Genomic DNA, 17210 nt, shown 5'->3' with positions numbered 1-17210 from the left:
CCCGGCTGCCCAAGCCTGAGGATCTGCTTGGGCAGCGGCTTTGCGCGTCTCCCAAGCCGTGCGGGCACGAGAGCGAACCGACTGGTAGACGTCCATCAGCCGGTTGAGAGTCTGATCGACCGTTTCCTCGGGTTGTGCGAGGTCAGCCAAACGTTCACGCGTGGTCGACAACGTCGACATGGTGGTCTTCAGTGGCTTCGTCTGACCTTTTCCCTCAGTTCCCATAGTTTGACTATATCGGTAATGGCAGAAATATTTCGCTCGTCGGTCGGCCGGGGATGGGCCGGCATTCTTCTATGCGACGGCGGCCTGCAATCGGCGGGCGTGGGCGGAGAGGGATGCGGCGTCGGGGCCGCTGATGCGGAGTTCGAGGGCGGTGGCGAAGCGGTGGATGGTGAAGGCGCGCAGGGTGGGGCGGGTCAGGCGGAGGGAGAGGTTGAGGAGGGGGTCGAGGAAGGTGGGGATGCCGAGGTTGCGGCGGGCCGGGCGGGGGAGGGTGGCCATTAGTTGGGGAGTCAGCAAGGCGGACAAGAGGAGTGGGGCCAGTTGGGGGAGTTGGGCGGGACCGAAGCCGCGTAGCAGGGACAGGACCGGGGTAACGGCCAGGTCGGGGCCGAAGGATTCGATGACGCCGTAGCGGTGGGAGATCGAGGCGTAGTAGGTGGCCACCTGGTGGCAGGTGGTGGGGATTTCGTCGGGGTTCGCGCCCATCAGGATGCCGAATTGTTTTGCTTCCAGCCAGAACTGGTCGCGGTCGGCGGGGGTCAGCCGCGCTGGGCGGCGCAGGCCCTCGTAGGCGAAGTGCTCGTAGACCAGCAGGGCCGCTTGCATGATCGTGACGTGGGCGAAGAGGACCAGTTCGGGGCCTGCGGCGGCGTAGGGTTCGGCGGTGCCGGGGATGGTGCCGGTCATGGGACGGTGGTAGCGGCGCAGGTGGGCGGCGATGCGGTCGGCGGTGGGCTTGTCGCCCAGGATGATCGGGACGGGGACGCCGACGGTGCGCTGGGCGCGGCGGACGGCCATGATCGGGCTCATCGCGCGGTGGGTGCGGCTGGTGACGGCCAGGGGGTCGTGGTCGAGGATGACCGCTTGCATGCCGATGTGGGGCAGTTCGAGCAGGGCGGTCACGGGGGCCAGGAAGGGGGTGACGGCGGGGTGCAGGAGCACCCGCCAGACTTGGGAGCCGGGGCCGAAGTAGCCGGGGTCGGCGGGGGTCGCGGGGGTGGGGGCCGGGCCGCGCCGCCAGATGCGGATGTCCTGGGATGCCATGGAAGATCACCTCGTCGTGTTCCATATCGGCTGTGGGACAAGCGTATTGATCAGTCGCACGACTTGACAAGTCGGCCGACTTGTTCGTTGCACGAACGGTATCGTGGGGCCGTGCCGGTCACGACGGGAAAAAGCAAGCGCGACAGAGCAGATGGGCCCGCGAAGGCCGACCCGGACGAGCCGCCGAAGGCCCGCAGCCGGGCCGAGCAGCGGGAGGACACCCGGGTCGCGATTCTCGACGCCACCATCGCCAGCCTGATAGAGAACGGGCACGCCGCCACCACCACGCGCGGGGTCGCCGAACGCGCCGGGGTGAGCCAGGGCGCGGTGCAACACTACTACCCGACCCGCGCCGAACTGCTGGACGCCGCGATCCGCCGGGTCGCGGATATCACCGCCCAGGCGGTCGTCGAAACCTATTCCACCATCGAGGGTTCCGACCGAGAACGCGTCGGCGTGCTGGTCGACGAGCTGTGGACGCTGGCGCAGGTCGCACCGGTGAGCGTCGGCTTCGAATTCCTGGCCGCCGCCCGCACCGACCCCGAAATGACGGCCACCGTGGCGCATCTCGTCGAGCACCTCGAGGCCACCGTCTTCGCGGTCGCCCGGGGCGTGCTCGGCGGTCTCGCCGACCGCCCGGGAGCGCGGGACTGGATGCGCCTGACCGTCATCACCATCGCGGGCGTCCTGCTCACCGCCTCGGTCCCCGCGGCCTCGAGCCTGGTCCCGGACTGGGCGACGGTCCGCCACCACATCATGACGAGTTTCGACACCTGGCGAGCGGAACACTCCTGACCCCGGTCCACAATGTCCAGAATGGAGGGATTCGCCCATCGAAAGGTCGTACCGACGATGAAGTCCACCCGCATAGTCCTGGCCTCGCGCCCGATCGGCATGCCGCAGCAGGAGAATTTCCGCACCGAGACCGTCGAGCTGGAGCCGCCGAAACCGGGCGAGGCACTGCTGCAGACGCTGTATCTGTCGCTGGACCCGTACATGCGCGGCCGCATGAGCGACGCTCCCTCCTACGCCGCACCCGTGGAGGTCGACGGCACCATGTGCGGCGCGACCGTCTCCCGCGTCCTGGAATCCACCGATCCCGCCCTGAGCCCCGGCGATATCGTGCTCGGCTACGGCGGCTGGCAGACGCATTCGGTCGAGAGCGTCCGCGCCCTGCGCAAGCTGGATCCGAATGCCGCGCCGCTGACCACCGCGCTCGGGGTGCTCGGCATGCCCGGCATGACCGCCTACACCGGCCTGCTCACGATCGGCCGCCCGCAGCCGGGTGAGACCGTGGTGGTCGCCGCGGCCACCGGTCCGGTCGGCGCGACCGTCGGTCAGCTCGCGAAGATCAAGGGCGCGCGGGCGGTCGGCATCGCGGGCGGCCCGCAGAAGGTGGCCTTGCTGCGGGAGCGATTCGGTTTCGACGCCGCCATCGACCATCGCGCACCGGATTTCGCCGAACAACTGGCCGCCGCCACCCCGGACGGCATCGACGTCTACTTCGAGAATGTCGGCGGCGCGGTGTTCGACGCCGTCCTCCCCCGCCTCAACCAGTTCGCCCGAATCCCGGTGTGCGGCTTGATCGCCAACTACAACGACACCGACCTCCCGCCCGGCCCGGACCGCCTGCCGCTGTTCATGTCGAACATCCTGCGCAAGAGCATGACCGTGCGCGGCTTCATCGTGTCCGACTTCTGGGATCAGGCCGGTGAGTTCTATCCGGCCGCGGCGCAGTGGATCGCCGAGGGCAAGCTGGTCTACCTCGAAGACGTCGTGGACGGCCTCGATCACACGGTGGAAGCGTTCCAGGGCCTGCTCACCGGCAAGAACCTGGGCAAGCTGGTCATCAAAGTGGCGGACTGAGGCCCTATTTCATGGCGGCGACATAGGGCCGCAGTCCCAGGGTGATGTCGACGCAGGCACCCAGCAGGACGTCCCGCTCCACCGAGTCGAGCGGGTGTTTCAGCCACAGCCGGGTGCCCAGGATCGGGATGGGCAGCGGCTGGCCCGCCCGATCCCACCAGAAGGATTCGTCGTAGAGGTCGCCGACGAGACGGCGCACGGTCCAGCCGCCGGCCGTGCGCACCACGTCGAGCCGGCCGGTCTCCGCGCCCATGCGGTCGAGCACCAGCATGCGGAACAGCTCGGGCGTGCGGGGTTCGTCGGGATCGGGCACGAAGTGGAAAAGCGTTCCCGCCGTGGACCCGACGGCCGTGGAGGTGTCGGCGCGCTGGATGGTGCCCAGCGCGGTTCCGTCCCCGCGGCTGAGCACGGTGGGTGCGGAGTCGCGGGACTCCACCCACACCACGGACCCGTCCGCGTAGGTGATGCGGTGCTTGCCGGTGCCGCCGTTCTTGAATCCGAACAGGATGGCCGCCTTCGCACCCAGCCCGTTGCCCGCACCCTGCACGCCGACCGCCAGCGGATCACCGGGCCCTGCGTTGAAGGTGATGCGCAGCGCGTTGTTCACCTTGTGCACGACCCGGCCCTCGATCATCGTCGAGCCGTCCTGCGGCGTTGACATCGCTCGATGGTAGGCCCGCGGGCACCGGTCCCGAGGGCCTTTCCGCCCGCCACGCCGAGCGCGGCGCGCCCGTCAGCTGGGGAAGCCGACCTTGGCGAGCGCGGTGGTCCAGTCGGTGGCGATGGCGACCTGGGCGTCGAGCAGCGCGACCTTGCCGCTGCAGACCAGGGTGTGCAGCTTGGACTCGACGCCGTCCTTGGGATTGTTGGGCCCGTTGCCGTTCTGGTGACCGGGTGACGGCGGTTCGACCCAGATATTGCGCGGGTCATTGGGATCGCCGCCCAGCTCCAGCGAGATCAGGTGGTCGTATTCGGCATCGCGCGGGTCGCCGTTGTAGCCGTAGGACTTGATGTTGGCGGCCTTCTCCGGATTGGTGATCGTGGTGTTGGGCCGAATCGAGGTCGTGTACCCCGATTTACAGATGGTGTCGGCCAGATTCGCCGCGCTCACTTTGGGATTCGTCGCGCCCGGGGTGCAGTTCGAGTCGGGCAGCGGCTGTTTGTCGGAGGTGTAGCGGTAGTGGCAGCTGCCGGGTGCGGGCTGGGCGGCCACGGTGTAGGTGCCCTGCGGCCCCGGGCCCACCGGGATCGTGCCGGCCTTCTCCTTGGGCGCGGGCTGTGGACCCACCTCCTGCGCCGGGGCGTTGGCCGGATGCTTGGCCTCTTCCTTCGAGCAACCCGCGATCAATCCCACGACCAACAGGGCCACGGCAAGCCCTTTGTGCGCCTTCATAACTTCCCCTGCTCGAGCCGGATAGCAGCCTAATTGTGCGTTACCACTTGGCGATCGGCCATCAACCACGACGACACACCGGGCAGAAACGCGGAAACTCGGGACCGGTCGGACAATACATACCGACCAGTTATGCTGCAGCGCATGGCAGCAGATCCGTCCGGCCGCACCGGCGCCCGACCCCGTGCTCTGGCCCTGTCGGGCCTGCTGCTCGGCATGGGCACTCTCCATTTCGTCGCCCCGAAGCCGTTCGACGCGTTGATACCACCCCAGTTGCCCGGCAAACCCCGTACCTACACCCAGGTTTCGGGCGCGGCCGAACTGACCGCGGGCGCACTGCTGGCGGTCCCCCGCACTCGCGGCCTCGGCGCCCGCCTCGCCGTGCTGGTCTTCCTCGCCGTCTTCCCAGGCAACCTGCAGATGGCCTACGAGTGGTGGAACAGCGACAAGCCCATGCCGCTGAAAATCGGTGCCCTGCTGCGCCTCCCGCTGCAGATCCCGCTGGTGACGACCGCGCGCAAGGTCTACCGCACCGCGCGGTGATCGACCGCAGCGGTCACGATTCACGAATCGGATTGGTCAGCAGCACATTCGAGTGCCGCTGCGTACACGCCCTGAGGAGTGGCGCCGACCGGGTCAGGCGAGGATGAAGCTCAGCTGTTCGGCGAAGCCGCCGCCCTGGCGCATCCACGAGTAGCCGAACCAAACGCCCGGGGTGACCTCGCGGATCTCGTCGTAGAGCTGCGGGGTCGGTGAGGGCGCGTAGTCGAGGATCCAGGCGGGGCCGCCGTCCACGACCGAGGGACCGGCGAAGACGTTCGCGGGCCACGCCTCGATCCCGGCGGTGAGCCGGTTGAGCAGATACCCGCCCGCGGGACCGGTGTAGAAGTCCTTGCCGATCCAGACCAGCGGCGTCCAGGACTGCATCTCGCGGGGCGAGGCGACCCAGCCGTCCTTCGCGCCGATCGGGACGTCCCCGCGCGGGGCATCCCGGTAGATCGCGTTCAGCTGCGCGGGGTTACATCTGAACCGCAAAGAGTCCACAGTTGCTGATGTGTTGTCGGAGAACAGAACACAACCGTTGCCGTAGTCCGCGCCGGCGTGGGCCAGCACCGGGACAGCCAGGACCAGCACCCCGAAACCGAGGGGGGCGAGGCATTTTATGAGGGCTTTTCGGAGAATCTCACCGCTAGTACCCATCACTGTCTCCATCGGGATGAAGCCCGACCCACCAGTGATCTTAGTTCGCGACAAAATAGCTGGTCCGAACCGATTCCGAACCGCAATCAGATCGATCCGCAGTTAACAGGAAATTGACAGCGTTCAGGTGGAAATGTCTCGAGGTTCGTGTCGATGTATTGAACTATGACCCCGATTCAGGCCCGCTCACCGCACGCTCGGTGGACTTGGATCGCGGCCGGCAGTTTCGTCGCCGTGATCTCCTTGGCAGTCCTGGGCGCCCCGCGCGCCCTGGCCACATCAAAGGATCAGGCCGGTCTCGGCCAGATACCCGAGACACCGCCGCCCACGACGACGCTCATTGCCCCGCATCCCATCTCGGTCACGGCCATCGCCCAGCAGATGCAGGCCGCCATCCAGGCCGCCTCGCCCGGCACCAGCGTCGGCATCGACGTGGTGGACACCACCACCGGTACGCCGATCGCCAGCCTCAATGCCGACCAGCAGTTCTACACCGCCTCGGTGGTCAAGCTGCTCATCGCGCTGGACACGCTGAAAAGCCAGAACTGGCAGCCGGATTCCGATACCGCGGACCAGATCACCCAGATGCTCTCGACCAGCGACGACGACATCGCCGACGTGTTGTGGGACAACGGCGGCAACGACGCCATCATCGACCGCACGGTGCGCGACATCGGCCTGACCGCCACCACCGCGCCCGACGATATCGCCCAGTGGGGCGAAACCCAGACCACGCCACGCGATGTCGTGTCGGTCTTCCACTACATCACCACGGAGATCCCGGCCTCGGCCCGCGATCTGATCCTCGGCGCGCTGCACAACACCTCCCAGACCGCCGCCGACGGCACCGACCAGTACTTCGGCATCCCCGACGCGCTGACCGGCGCGAGCTGGGCGGTCAAACAGGGCTGGATGGACCTGTACACCTCGACCACCCTCGACACCACCGGCCTGGTCGGTCCCTCCCCCGATCAGCCGTACCGCTACGCCGTGGTGGTGCTGTCCACCCAGCCCGCGGGCACCAGCTGGGCGGCGGCGGGCACGGCGCTCACGGCCGGGGTGCAGCTACTACACGCGGTGCTGAAGTAGCGCGCCGAGCCGTCGCCGTCGCTCAATCCAGCCACTGCCGCACTCGATTACGGGCGAGGCGGCGGGCGTGTTCGGGCGAGACCCGATCCGGTTCGGTGACCACGGCGATGGCCAGGCCGTCGAGCATGGCCAGCAGTTCGGTTGCGGCGTCCCGGGATTCGGCCTCGCGCGCGGGCGCGGACCGGGTCAGCACCCGGGTCAGCAGGTCCTCGGTCTCGCGCCACTGCTCGCGGTGCAGGGCGGCGATCTGCTGGTCGTGCGCGGCCCGCGCGACCAGGGCCAGCCACACCCGGGTCAGCCGATCGTCGGGTGTGGGCGGGAGCAGCAGCTCGGTGAGGCTGAGCAGCTGATCTCGTGGCGGGAACTCGGCCACACCCGAACGCAGGAACCGCTCCGCGGCCTGGGCGCGCACGTGATGCCAGGCGGCGAGCAGCAATTCGGTCTTGGTCGGGAAGTGGTACTGCACCGTGCCGATGGAAACCCCGGCCCGCGCGGCGAGATCGCGAATGCTGACGCCCTCGATGCCGGTCTCGGCGATGGCGTCGGCGAGGCGTTCCAGCAATTGACCACGCCGGTCGGTGGTTTCGGCGGGGCGACGGTCAGCCACGGCGTCCTCTCTGATTGCGTGCGGAGTAGTAGCGCCACGCCTGTCCGGCCAGCTTGCCCGCCAGCGCGACCGGTTCGGGACGCTGATCCGAGTTCGGGGCGCGGTCGGCCACGGCGGCCAGGAACAACAGCAGTATGCCGATGCCGCCGAGCCCGAAATACACCGCCTCGCCGAGCATGCCGACGATCAGGCGGGCCGATTCGTGCTCGTGGCCGGCGAGCCGGGGCATGATCAGCGAGGACTGGATCCGGAACGCCCCCTCGGCGAGCAGCCACGCGCACGCTCCCGCCACACTCGACCAACCCGCCGCGGGATGCCGTCGGGCCAGTGACAGGCCGAAGATCATGGTGCCCACGGCGAGCGCCGCGACCGCGATCTCGCTCGCGCCGAACAGCGTCGCCCCGTTCATCGCCGCACCGCCGTCCCCGCCTCGGAGTCCGCCGTGCGCCGATGCCGGGCGATGGCGACCAGCAGCAGCACCCAGGCCACGATCAGCAGCAGATTCCGCAGGGCGGCACCGACTTCCAGGTGCTCGCTCATGCCCTCGGCGTCCCCGCCGAGCCACAGGGTGCGCTCGGAGATCAGGGCCACGGCCGATCCGCCCAGCGCGATCACCGCGGCGGCCACCGCGTACGGAAAAGCCCCGCCGAGGCGGCGCCGGTAGTACACCGCCAGCGCCGCCCCGGCCGCCGGAGCCAAGAGCCCCAGCAGTTCGAACACTCGGAACATCTCGCCCACCCCTCATACGAATGTACGTTGGACTGACTATTTCAGAGCTCAGTGTGTCATACGCTCGTATGGTTTCCAAGGTGCCGACGGAGATCGCACACGCGGCGGCCGCTCGGCCGCCGCCCCGGGCTGCCACCGCTCGCGATCCCCTCGGGGCCACGCTGTCGTGCGCGTTCGAACCGAGCGGGCAATCCGTCGAGCGCCGAACAGTCTCCGGGTGGCCGCTCGGGCGGGTTACCGGGTCGCCGTCACGGTGTCGGCGGTGTCCAGGCGGTGGATCAGCGAGCCGGCCAACGGGCTGAACAGCTTGCTCGGCGCGAGCGCGGGGCGCGCGGTCGGAAGCGGCATCAGCGGGCTCAGCAACGAGCTGACCAGATAGTTGTGGCCGAAATGCAGTTCGACCGCGTCGAATCCCGCCTGTTCGGCGATCCGGACCGCGCCTCATCCGCCGGCGGCATGGCCGAGCCTCAGCCAGGACGCGAGTGGGCAAGCGGCAGGCAGGAAGGTGTCTCGACACCGTGTCGGGCGATACGCGTGCGGTGCGGTTAGGGTCAGCCGTCGGTTTCGACGTTCGATTCGAGAGAAGGGGCACGGCGTGGGCGATTCGGCATCGCAGTCGGCTGCCGCCCGGCCGGTGACGCTGCGGACCATCGCCCGCGAGTGGGGGCGCATCGGGTGCCTGGGCTTCGGTGGGCCGCCCGCGCACATCGCGCTGTTGCGGGAGCTGTGCGTCGAGCGGCGGGGATGGATCGGCGCGACCGAGTTCGAGGACGGCATCGCCGCGACCAACCTGCTGCCCGGACCGGCGTCGACGCAGCTGGCGATCTACACGGCGTGGCGGTTGCGCGGTACGGCCGGGGCGATGGTCGGCGGATTGTGTTTCATCGCACCGGGGTTGGCGCTGATCCTGGTGCTGGCCGCGGTGTTCCTGGCGGCCGACAGCCCGAGGTGGGTGCACGGCGCCGCCGCCGGGGCGGGGGCCGCGGTGGCCGCGGTGGCGGTGCACGCCGCCGTCGGGCTGATCCCCGCGAGCTGGGCGCGCGCCGGGACGCTGCGGGCGGCCCGGCTGCGCTGGATCGCCTATGCCGCACTGGGTCTCGCCGCCGCGGCCCCGCTCGGGCCGTGGCTGGTGCTGGTCCTGATCGGGACGGGCCTGCTGGAGGTGGCGATCCGGGTCGGGTTGCCCAGCCGTCCCGTGGCCGCCGTGCCGCTCGCCTCGGCGTCCGGGATCACCGCCGGGGGCCTGGCCGCGCTGGCGTGGGTGGCGTTCAAGGTGGGCGCGCTGTCGTACGGCGGCGGCTTCGTGATCATTCCGCTCATGCATGCCGACGCCGTCGGCCACTACCACTGGATGACCGACGGCCAGTTCCTCGATGCCGTTGCGCTGGGCCAGATCACGCCGGGACCGGTGGTGCAGACGGTGGCGGTGGTCGGCTACGCCGCGGCGGGCGTGCCGGGCGGATTGCTGGCCGCCGCGATCGCCTTCGCGCCCTCGTTCGTGTTCGTGCTGGCGGGCGGCCGCCACTTCGACCGGCTGCGGGCCGATCGGCGGGTGCAGGCGTTCCTCACCGGGGCGGGACCGGCGGTCATCGGGGCGATCGCCGGGTCCGCGATCCCGCTCACGCTTGCACTGCACCACCTTTGGCAGTTCGCGGTGCTGGGGGCGGCCGCGGCGTGGCTGCTGGCCGCGCGGCGCGCGGTGGTGAGCGCACTGCTCGGGGCCGGGCTGCTGGGGCTGGCGGCCGCGGTGGCGGGGTGGCCCGTCGGCTAGCCGTCAGACCGTGATGCCGAGGGCTCCGGCGACCGCGCGGGTGAGGTGATCGGTCACCTCGGCGTTGGTCCAGCCGCGGTGTTCGGTGAGGTCGTAGACGACGCGTTCGTCGAAGATGGTGATCCACAGCAGCACCGCGTAGGTGAGGTCGTACTCGGTGGTCTTGCCTTGCAGGGCAAGCGAGTTCAACACCCCGGCCAGCATGTCGTGCAGGGCGGTGATGGATTCGTCTCCGGCGGTGAGGCGTTCGATGAAGCCCTTCGAGCTGCGGATGTAGCGGACCGCGGGGCCCCACTGCGCGGCCTGGTCCACCCAGGTGCGGCAGCAGCGGTGGAAGCGGTCGACCGGGTCGGGCCCGGCGTCGACCGCGGCGAGCGCGTCGACCAGTTGCTCGATGGCCCGGCGATGGAAGGCCTGCAGCGCGTCCTGCGGGGTCGGGAAATGCCGGTAGGCGGTCGCGACTCCCACGCCCGCCTCGGTGGCGAGCTCGGGGATGGAGAAACCGATCCGGCCGGTGCGCAACAGGCTCTGGACCGCGTCGACCAGCAGCACTCGGCTGCGCTGGGCGTCACTGCGGGTGTTCACGGGCACGCCTCCATCCTGCGCGAACAGCGGTCATGATCGTCGCGCGGCACTCGAGTAGAGAAGTTCTTCTCAGTTTCGTATTCTCTAACAGAGAAGATCTCCTCACTTAGGAGGCCGCGATGCGGACAGCCGCGCCGGGTGCGTTGCTGGTGCTGATCATGGCGCAGCCGAACATGGCGACCGGGATGATGCCGTACTACCGGCACGCCTGGACGCTCGCGCCGCTGCTCATCACGGCGATCTTCGCCGCCTACCTGTTCGCGCTCACCCCCACGCTGTCGCTGCTGGGCACGCCGCCCTCACGGCGGTCCTGGTGGTGGCGCATCGGCGCGGGCAGCGGATTCGGCGTCGCCGCGGATGCGGCCATGGCCGTGGCGCATTCGCCGTGGCCGGTGGTCGTGGCGCGGGTCTGCGCCGGAGTGTCGGTGGGGCTGGTGACCGGATCACTGGCCGGATTGATCCTCGAGCGCAAGGGCGAAGGCGGGCGCACGGCCATGGCGGTCGCGACCGTGCTGGGCTCGGCGCTGGGGACGATCGCGGCCGCGGTCGTCGCGCAGTACCTGCCCGCGCCCGGGGTGACGGTGTACCTCGCGCATGCCGCGCTGCTCGCGGTGGTCGCCGTGGCGGTCCTCGGTGACCGAGCGGTCCGACCGGCTTCCCAGGGCCGGACCGGCGCGCCCGCGCCGACCGCCTTCGAGCCGCCGATCGTCGGATACCTCAGTGGAATTGCCGCGTGGGTGTCCGCGGGTCTGGTGGTCGCACTGCTGCCGAGTTACGGCGCGGAACTGCTGGGCACCACGAACCTCGCGATATTGGCCCTGCCGGTGACGCTCTACCTGGTGACCGCCTGGCTGGCGCAGCGCGCGATACCGCCGAACAGACTTGCCGCCGAGCCGGTTTCGGCACAGTGGATCATCATCGCCGGTGTCGCGCTGGGCGCGGCCGTGTCCTGGATACCGAACCTGGCGCTGTTGTTGTGCGCGGGCGCGGTGGCCGGCTGCGGACAGGGCCTCGCCTATCGCGCCGGGCTCCGGATCGTCAGCGCCACAACACCTCCCGACCAGCATGCCCGGTCCGCATCCCGCTTCGCGGGCGTGGCCTACGCGTGCGCCGCCGTCTCGACGCTCGCGCTCGGGGCCATCGCCACGGTCGCGTCCATGCGCGACGCCGTGCTCGCGGCCGCGGCCGTCCTCGTCCTGGCGGCCACGGCCACCACAGTCGTCCGCCGGCGCGCAACGGCGCGCGCCGCGGACTCCCTTCCCGCTCAGCAGATCTCGACAACCGCATAATTTCACCGACCGTCATATTCGAAAACTGAAAACACCCACCGTTATTTCCGCGCGCCAATTGCCGAACGCGCGCAATTACGCACGCCCGCCGACAATTTCAGAATCGCCACATCCGAATTCAACGAAACGAAGTCGTTACGCGAGTTCACCGGCACATAAACTCCAACCATTTCACTGGAATACATCAGCTTCAAAGACATTCTCTCCGAATGGATTCCAGCAATGGCAACACAAACACTCACCCGCAGTCTCGGTCGTGTGGATCTCATCGCCATGGGGGTCGGCACCATCGTCGGCGCGGGCATCTTCGTCACCACCGGCGTCGCCGCCGCGACCAAGGCGGGTCCGGCCATCGTCCTGTCGTTCGTGCTGGCCGGGGCCATCTGCGCGCTGGTGGCGCTGTGCTACAGCGAACTCGCCTCCATGACACCGCAGTCCGGCAGCGCCTACACCTACACCCGCGGCACGCTCGGCGAGGTGCCCGCGTTCCTGGTCGGCTGGAATCTGCTGCTCGAATACGCGGTGGCGGCTTCGGCCATCGCCATCGGCTGGTCCGGATTGTTCGGAGCGACCCTGAATTCACTGTTCGGAGTGACGCTGCCCAAAGCGATTTCCGCCGGGCCGAGCGACGGCGGCGTCATCAATCTGCCCGCGGTCCTGATTGTCGCCGTACTGGTCAGCGTCCTGGTGCTGGAGGTCAAACTCACCGCCGTCGTGGTGAAAACTCTGGTGGCCCTGACCATCGGCGTTCTCATTCTCGTGGTCGCGGTCGGCGCACCGCATCTGCATCCCGGAAACTGGTCACCGTTCCTGCCGTTCGGCGTGCACGGCATCGCCGCCGGGGCGGCGCTGGCCTTCTTCGCCTACCTCGGTTTCGACGTCGTCGCCACCTCCGCCGAGGAGACCCGCGATCCGCGCCGTGATCTGCCCTGGGGCATCATCGGCTCGGTCGTCATCGCCACCGGCCTGTATGTGGCCGTGAGCGCCGTATTGACCGGTGTCGCACCGTATTCCACCCTCGGCAATGCCGCGCCGGTGGCGACCGCGCTGGCGGCGGTGGGGGCCGGATGGATCGGCAAGGTCATCCTGGTCGCCTCGGTGATCGCGCTGACCAAGGGCCTGCTCATGGTCTGCTACGGCCCGACCCGGCTGGTGTTCGCGATGGCCCGCGACGGCATGGTCCCGAAGGCGCTGTGTCACACCGGCTCCCGGGGCACCCCGGTACGGCTGAGCCTGCTGCTGGGCGCGGTCGTCGCCGTGGTCGCGGGGCTGTTGCCCATCGGCACGGTGGCCGAACTGGTCAATATCGGCGCGCTGTTCGCCTTCGTGATCGTGGCCCTGGGCGTGCTGCTCCTGCGCCGCACCGCCCCCGACCGCCCGCGCCCCTTCCGGGTCCCGTTCCTGCCCGCCGTGGCCGTCTGCGCCATCGCCGGATGTATCTGGCTGGCAACCACATTCGAGGCGCTGACCTGGCTGCGTTTCGTGATCTGGAGTGCTGCCGGACTGGCGCTGTACCTCTTCTACGGCCGCCGCCACGCAACCTCGGTGCTGGAAGCCTCGGCAACGACTCCGTCCGAGCCCGCGATGTCGCCGACGCCCGCTGCCCCTGACGCCGCCCTGCCCGACACCGCCGCTCTGCCCGCGGGAGGTGTGGCGTGACCGCTCAGCCGGACAGCCGCAATCTTGCCCACGTCGATTTCGGTGGCTCCGATGAGCTCCACCGCGCCGCACCCGATCTGCCGGAGACACCCGCCCCGTCCACCGTTCCCGCCGGAGGTGCCGCGTGACCGCGCAACTGGACAGCTTCTATCCCACTCGCGTCGACTTCGGCACGCTGGACGAGATCCATCGCGCCGCCGCGGCCGCCCTGCCCGCCGAGGTGCTGGATTTCGTGGAGGGCGGGGCGGGTAAGGAGATCACGCTGCGGGAGAACCGGGCGGCGTTCGATCGGTGGCGGATCCTGCCCGCGCCGATGAGCGGGGTGGGCGCGCCCTCCACTCGCACCGAGTTTCTCGGAATGCCCTTGGCGACACCGATTCTCACCGCGCCGTTCGGTGGTGACGCACTGTTCCACGCCGAGGGGCATCCGGCCGTGGCCCGGGCCGCGCAGGCCCGGGGAGCGCTGTCCGTCGTGCCGGAGGCGGGTAGTTTCTCCTATCAGCGGGTGCGGGCGGCCGCGCCGGAGGCCGCCCGCATCGCGCAGGTCCATCCCTTCGGGCACGCGGCCATGGTGGCCGAGCGGGCGGCCCGGCTGGGCTACGAGGCGCTGTGCGTCACCCTGGACTGCCCGGTCGGCGGTTTCCGCACCCGCAATATGGCCAACCGCTTCGACCCGGACCAGCGGCATTTCGCGGGCAATCTGACCGGCGCGGACGGTGCGCCCGGGGTGGCGGAGGTGTTCGGGCAGCTGCTCAAACGCGGCGGCATGGTGTGGGATTGGGCCGAGCTGGCCATCGCCGCCACCGGGTTCGGCCTGCCCTGGATCGCCAAGGGCGTGCTCACCCCCGCCACCGCCGAACGGGCGCTGGCCATCGGCGCGAGCGCGCTGGTGGTGTCCAATCACGGTGGGCGGCAGGTGGATCCGGCTCCGGCCAGCCTGGACATGCTGCCCGCCATCCGCGCGGCCGTCGGCCCGGAGGTGCCCATCCTGCTGGACAGCGGCATTCGCACCGGCAGCGATGTGTTCCTGGCGCTGGCGCTGGGCGCGGACGCGGTGATCATCGGCCGCGCCGCCATCTACGGGCTGGCCGCGGCCGGACAGGCCGGGGTGGATCGGGTGCTGGAGTTGCTCACCGAGGAACTGCGCACCCTGATGATCCTGGCCGGTACGCCCTCGATCGCCGCGATCGATCGCTCCCGGATCCAGCGGGCCGCATGAGCGCGTTCCCCTCGGCCCGCAGCGCTTCCGGCCTGGTCTTCACCTCCGGCCTGGCCGCCCTCGACCCCGACACCCTGACCGTTCTCGCCGACACCTTCGAAGGCCAGGCCGAGGAGGTGTTCCGTCAGCTCGACGCCGCCCTGCGCGCGGCGGGCAGCAGCCGCGACCGGGTGCTGCGACTGGACTGCTATCTCTCGGACCGCCGCTGGTTCCCGGCCTGGAACACCGCCTTCCGCACCTACTTCCCGACGGCCGCACCGGCGCGGATCACCACCGTCACCACCCTGCCCATCGACGGGCTGCTCATCGAAATCCAGGCGATCGCCGTCGCCACCGCTCAGGAAGATCGATCATGACCGCAGTCACCCCGCTCGTCCATCCGCACTCCGCCATCGGTGATTTCACGATTCGAGACGTCATCGAGGGCCAGACCGCCGGCCAGCTCATCGTCGCCGCCGACGACTGGGGGTGGTGGACCACCCTGCTGGGCGGCAACACCATCGCGCCCACCACCGGCATTCAGCACACCGTCGCCGAGGGGCTGGTGCGCGCCGGATTCCTCGTCCGGCGCGGGCACCGCTACCAGCTCACCCACACCGGGCACGACGTCGGCAAGAACCGCGGCTTCGTGCGGGTCGCGGTGCGCGGCTGGGAGCCCACCTTCCGGCAGCTGTCGGACAGTCCGCATCGCGAATACATTCCCGCCGCCACCGAACCCGGGGAGGTGGCCCGGGGCTGCACCGATATCGCACGGCGGCGGCCGGAGATCTTCGAGGCCATCGGGCATGCCATCGCGACCGGAGAACCCGGCTGCACCATCGATCTCGGCTGCGCGGACGCCGGTCGGGTGACGGCGCTGGCCGGGATCGCCGAACGGGAGCGCTTCCTCGGCGTGGACATCGAGGACGGCGTGATCGCCGCGGCCACCGCGGAACTCGACGCGCGCGGCCTCGGGGAACGCATCACCCTGCTGGCGGGCTCGGTCCAGCCCGAACCGACGCCACCGGCCTGGCTGGCCGAGGTCGATCGCGACACCGTCACCACCGCCATGTCCTTCTTCCTGCTGCACCAATTGGCCAGTGACGGTGACGGTATCGCCGCGGTCCTGCGCGGCTGGATGGACTGGTTCCCCAACCTGCGACGGCTGGTGATCGGTGACGGCTACCTGCTCGAAGCCCCCTCGTGGACCCAGCAGCCGTGGTTCTCTCCCACCTACGAGATCTATCACGCGGTCACCGGAGTGCGCCTGTGGACGCGGCACGAATACGAGCAGGCCTTCGCCGACCTCGGCTGGATCGTGCGCCGCCGCCTCGAGGACCACACCATGCTGGTGACCACCATCCTCGAGCTCCCCCGCCTCTCCGGGCCTTCAGCGGACGGCTGAGAGCCGTCACATTTGGCAACCCGTGCCGGCGGTTGGGTGGCGAACCGATTTGGGGGTGCCCGGGGAGTTACCCCAACCGTCGCGTGATCAGTTGTCGCCTTAGCGCCTTGGCATACGAAGACCAGCGCGCTTGTGGGCAGAGGCGGTTCCGCAAGGGGGAGTTCGGTTAGGGTGAAAGTTGTTCACTGTGCGGCTGGAACCGGCTCGGCCCCTCTCGCTCAGCGAGAGGAGTGTGATCGATGGAGCTTTCCCCGATACTCGAGGCCGCGAATCGCCTGGTCGTGGTGTCGCCCCATTTCGATGACGCGGTGCTGTCGGTGGGCGGGTTGATCGCGGCCCGGGCGGGTCGGGGACAAGTGGTCGAGGTGCTCACGGTCTTCTCTGCGGCGGGGACCGCTGCCGAGGGTGGGAGGCGGCAGAAAGCGTTCTCGGACTACGCGTCTCGGGTGGGTGAGGACGATCGGGCGCTGTCGGTGCTCGGGGCGCGGCCCAGGCGGCTGGGTTTGTTCGAACGGCTGTTCCGGGATCCGCCGCCGCGCGGTCCGCTGTCGTTGTTCCGGACCTCCGAGGATCTGGCGCGGGGAGCGTATGCCGAGACCGTTCGGCGCGCGATCGCGCGATTGCTGGATTCCGGTGACACGGTCGTGCTGGCCCCGCTGGGCATCGGCAACCACGTGGATCACGTGATCGTCGCGGTGGGTGCGCTGTGGACCGTCCGAGACCGAGCCGACCCGGGGCCCGGTGCGCGAATCCTGTTCTACGAGGACTTCAACGCGATGTCGGAGCATAATCGCCGCCGCCATCCCGTCTCCCGGTTGCGCCCCTTCCCGTACCGGTCCGCGCCCGGATGGGCGAGCCCGCGCACCGGCGTCGAGCTGGAAGCGATGTCGCTGCTGGCGCGGGGACCGGACGCGACCGCGTTGGCCGAGGTCCCGGTCGGGCGTGGATCGTGGAGCATGTCGGCGTTTCCGGTCGGCTCGGTCGAAGGGCTCAAGCTGCGAGCCGTCGGCGAATATCGCACGCAGACAAAGGCTCTCGGCGGTGAATCCGGGGTGCGGGAGATCCTGAGGCGGGCGCACGCGGTGCGCGGCGGCGAACCCATCTGGCGCTTCCAGCCGAACGCGACGGGGACGCCATGAGATGGATCGCG

General features: G+C 69.5%; 20 protein-coding genes. 12 read left to right on the top strand and 8 right to left on the bottom strand.

Translation table 11 applies throughout. The features are described 5' to 3' along the window. Positions 1-294 precede the first annotated feature (294 nt). Positions 295-1269, bottom strand: a complete 975-nt coding sequence (locus GPX89_RS06990) for an oxygenase MpaB family protein (RefSeq protein ID WP_157355803.1) — start codon at positions 1267-1269, stop codon at positions 295-297. A gap of 111 nt (positions 1270-1380) precedes the next feature. On the opposite strand from GPX89_RS06990, the gene GPX89_RS06985 reads away from it, so the two are divergent. Then, positions 1381-2064, top strand: coding sequence for a TetR/AcrR family transcriptional regulator (locus GPX89_RS06985; protein WP_157355802.1), 684 nt, complete (start codon positions 1381-1383; stop codon positions 2062-2064). Positions 2065-2085: 21 nt separating this feature from the next. Next, a complete protein-coding gene (locus GPX89_RS06980; protein ID WP_235946679.1) occupies positions 2086-3135 on the top strand; it encodes an NADP-dependent oxidoreductase in 1050 nt (349 codons plus the stop codon). 4 nt (positions 3136-3139) lie between these two features. Here the strand turns inward: GPX89_RS06980 and GPX89_RS06975 are convergent, their stop codons facing one another. Together GPX89_RS06975 and GPX89_RS06970 are read right to left on the bottom strand one after the other, a co-directional pair. Then, entirely contained in the window at positions 3140-3796 is a 657-nt protein-coding gene (locus tag GPX89_RS06975; protein ID WP_157355801.1) for a hypothetical protein, read from the bottom strand. Positions 3797-3868: 72 nt separating this feature from the next. After that, a complete protein-coding gene (locus tag GPX89_RS06970) occupies positions 3869-4528 on the bottom strand; it encodes a hypothetical protein (RefSeq protein ID WP_157355800.1) in 660 nt (219 codons plus the stop codon). A gap of 132 nt (positions 4529-4660) precedes the next feature. Between GPX89_RS06970 and GPX89_RS06965 the strand changes: the two genes are divergently transcribed. Next, complete coding sequence (locus GPX89_RS06965) at positions 4661-5071, top strand: DoxX family protein (protein ID WP_407939336.1); 411 nt, start codon at positions 4661-4663, stop codon at positions 5069-5071. Positions 5072-5164: 93 nt separating this feature from the next. Here the strand turns inward: GPX89_RS06965 and GPX89_RS06960 are convergent, their stop codons facing one another. Then, a complete protein-coding gene (locus GPX89_RS06960; RefSeq protein WP_157355798.1) occupies positions 5165-5728 on the bottom strand; it encodes a hypothetical protein in 564 nt (187 codons plus the stop codon). Positions 5729-5962: 234 nt separating this feature from the next. Between GPX89_RS06960 and GPX89_RS06955 the strand changes: the two genes are divergently transcribed. Continuing rightward, a complete protein-coding gene (locus tag GPX89_RS06955; protein WP_157355797.1) occupies positions 5963-6817 on the top strand; it encodes a serine hydrolase in 855 nt (284 codons plus the stop codon). Positions 6818-6839: 22 nt separating this feature from the next. Here the strand turns inward: GPX89_RS06955 and GPX89_RS06950 are convergent, their stop codons facing one another. Genes GPX89_RS06950 through GPX89_RS06940 form a run of 3 tightly spaced genes read right to left on the bottom strand, consistent with a single transcriptional unit; the run spans position 6840 to position 8153 of the window. After that, positions 6840-7424 (bottom strand): TetR/AcrR family transcriptional regulator, encoded by a 585-nt coding sequence (locus GPX89_RS06950; RefSeq protein ID WP_157355796.1) that lies wholly within the window; start codon positions 7422-7424, stop codon positions 6840-6842. Further along, positions 7417-7833 (bottom strand): hypothetical protein, encoded by a 417-nt coding sequence (locus GPX89_RS06945; protein WP_157355795.1) that lies wholly within the window; start codon positions 7831-7833, stop codon positions 7417-7419. The genes GPX89_RS06950 and GPX89_RS06945 overlap by 8 nt, the downstream gene beginning before the upstream one ends. Next, positions 7830-8153: a hypothetical protein gene (locus GPX89_RS06940; protein WP_157355794.1), complete on the bottom strand. Its 324-nt coding sequence runs from the start codon at positions 8151-8153 to the stop codon at positions 7830-7832. The genes GPX89_RS06945 and GPX89_RS06940 overlap by 4 nt, the downstream gene beginning before the upstream one ends. Positions 8154-8748: 595 nt before the next feature. Between GPX89_RS06940 and chrA the strand changes: the two genes are divergently transcribed. Then, positions 8749-9924 carry a chromate efflux transporter gene (gene chrA / locus GPX89_RS06935; protein WP_328601580.1) on the top strand — a complete coding sequence of 392 codons (1176 nt, stop codon included), beginning with the start codon at positions 8749-8751 and terminating at the stop codon, positions 9922-9924. A gap of 3 nt (positions 9925-9927) precedes the next feature. Here chrA and GPX89_RS06930 read toward each other — a convergent pair whose 3' ends face one another. Continuing rightward, positions 9928-10509: a TetR/AcrR family transcriptional regulator gene (locus GPX89_RS06930; RefSeq protein ID WP_157355793.1), complete on the bottom strand. Its 582-nt coding sequence runs from the start codon at positions 10507-10509 to the stop codon at positions 9928-9930. Positions 10510-10628: 119 nt separating this feature from the next. On the opposite strand from GPX89_RS06930, the gene GPX89_RS06925 reads away from it, so the two are divergent. The 7 genes from GPX89_RS06925 to GPX89_RS06900 all read left to right on the top strand — a co-directional run bounded on the left by GPX89_RS06925 (position 10629) and on the right by GPX89_RS06900 (position 17199). After that, positions 10629-11798, top strand: coding sequence for an MFS transporter (locus tag GPX89_RS06925; RefSeq protein WP_157355792.1), 1170 nt, complete (start codon positions 10629-10631; stop codon positions 11796-11798). A gap of 222 nt (positions 11799-12020) precedes the next feature. After that, positions 12021-13457, top strand: coding sequence for an amino acid permease (locus GPX89_RS06920; protein ID WP_157355791.1), 1437 nt, complete (start codon positions 12021-12023; stop codon positions 13455-13457). Then, positions 13454-13585 carry a hypothetical protein gene (locus tag GPX89_RS45325; protein WP_268893248.1) on the top strand — a complete coding sequence of 44 codons (132 nt, stop codon included), beginning with the start codon at positions 13454-13456 and terminating at the stop codon, positions 13583-13585. The genes GPX89_RS06920 and GPX89_RS45325 overlap by 4 nt, the downstream gene beginning before the upstream one ends. Then, positions 13582-14676 (top strand): alpha-hydroxy acid oxidase, encoded by a 1095-nt coding sequence (locus tag GPX89_RS06915; protein ID WP_328601579.1) that lies wholly within the window; start codon positions 13582-13584, stop codon positions 14674-14676. Before GPX89_RS45325 ends, GPX89_RS06915 begins: the two co-directional genes overlap by 4 nt. Then, positions 14673-15032, top strand: a complete 360-nt coding sequence (locus GPX89_RS06910; protein ID WP_157355790.1) for a RidA family protein — start codon at positions 14673-14675, stop codon at positions 15030-15032. Before GPX89_RS06915 ends, GPX89_RS06910 begins: the two co-directional genes overlap by 4 nt. After that, positions 15029-16060 (top strand): hypothetical protein, encoded by a 1032-nt coding sequence (locus GPX89_RS06905; RefSeq protein WP_157355789.1) that lies wholly within the window; start codon positions 15029-15031, stop codon positions 16058-16060. The genes GPX89_RS06910 and GPX89_RS06905 overlap by 4 nt, the downstream gene beginning before the upstream one ends. 239 nt (positions 16061-16299) lie before the next feature. Continuing rightward, entirely contained in the window at positions 16300-17199 is a 900-nt protein-coding gene (locus GPX89_RS06900; RefSeq protein ID WP_157355788.1) for a PIG-L deacetylase family protein, read from the top strand. Positions 17200-17210: the final 11 nt, after the last annotated feature.

Origin of the sequence: Nocardia terrae, assembly GCF_009760405.1 — a bacterium.
Lineage (GTDB): Bacteria > Actinomycetota > Actinomycetes > Mycobacteriales > Mycobacteriaceae > Nocardia > Nocardia terrae.
The sequence above is the reverse complement of the archived record's forward strand: the minus strand, read 5'-3'. Positions and strand labels throughout refer to the sequence as shown.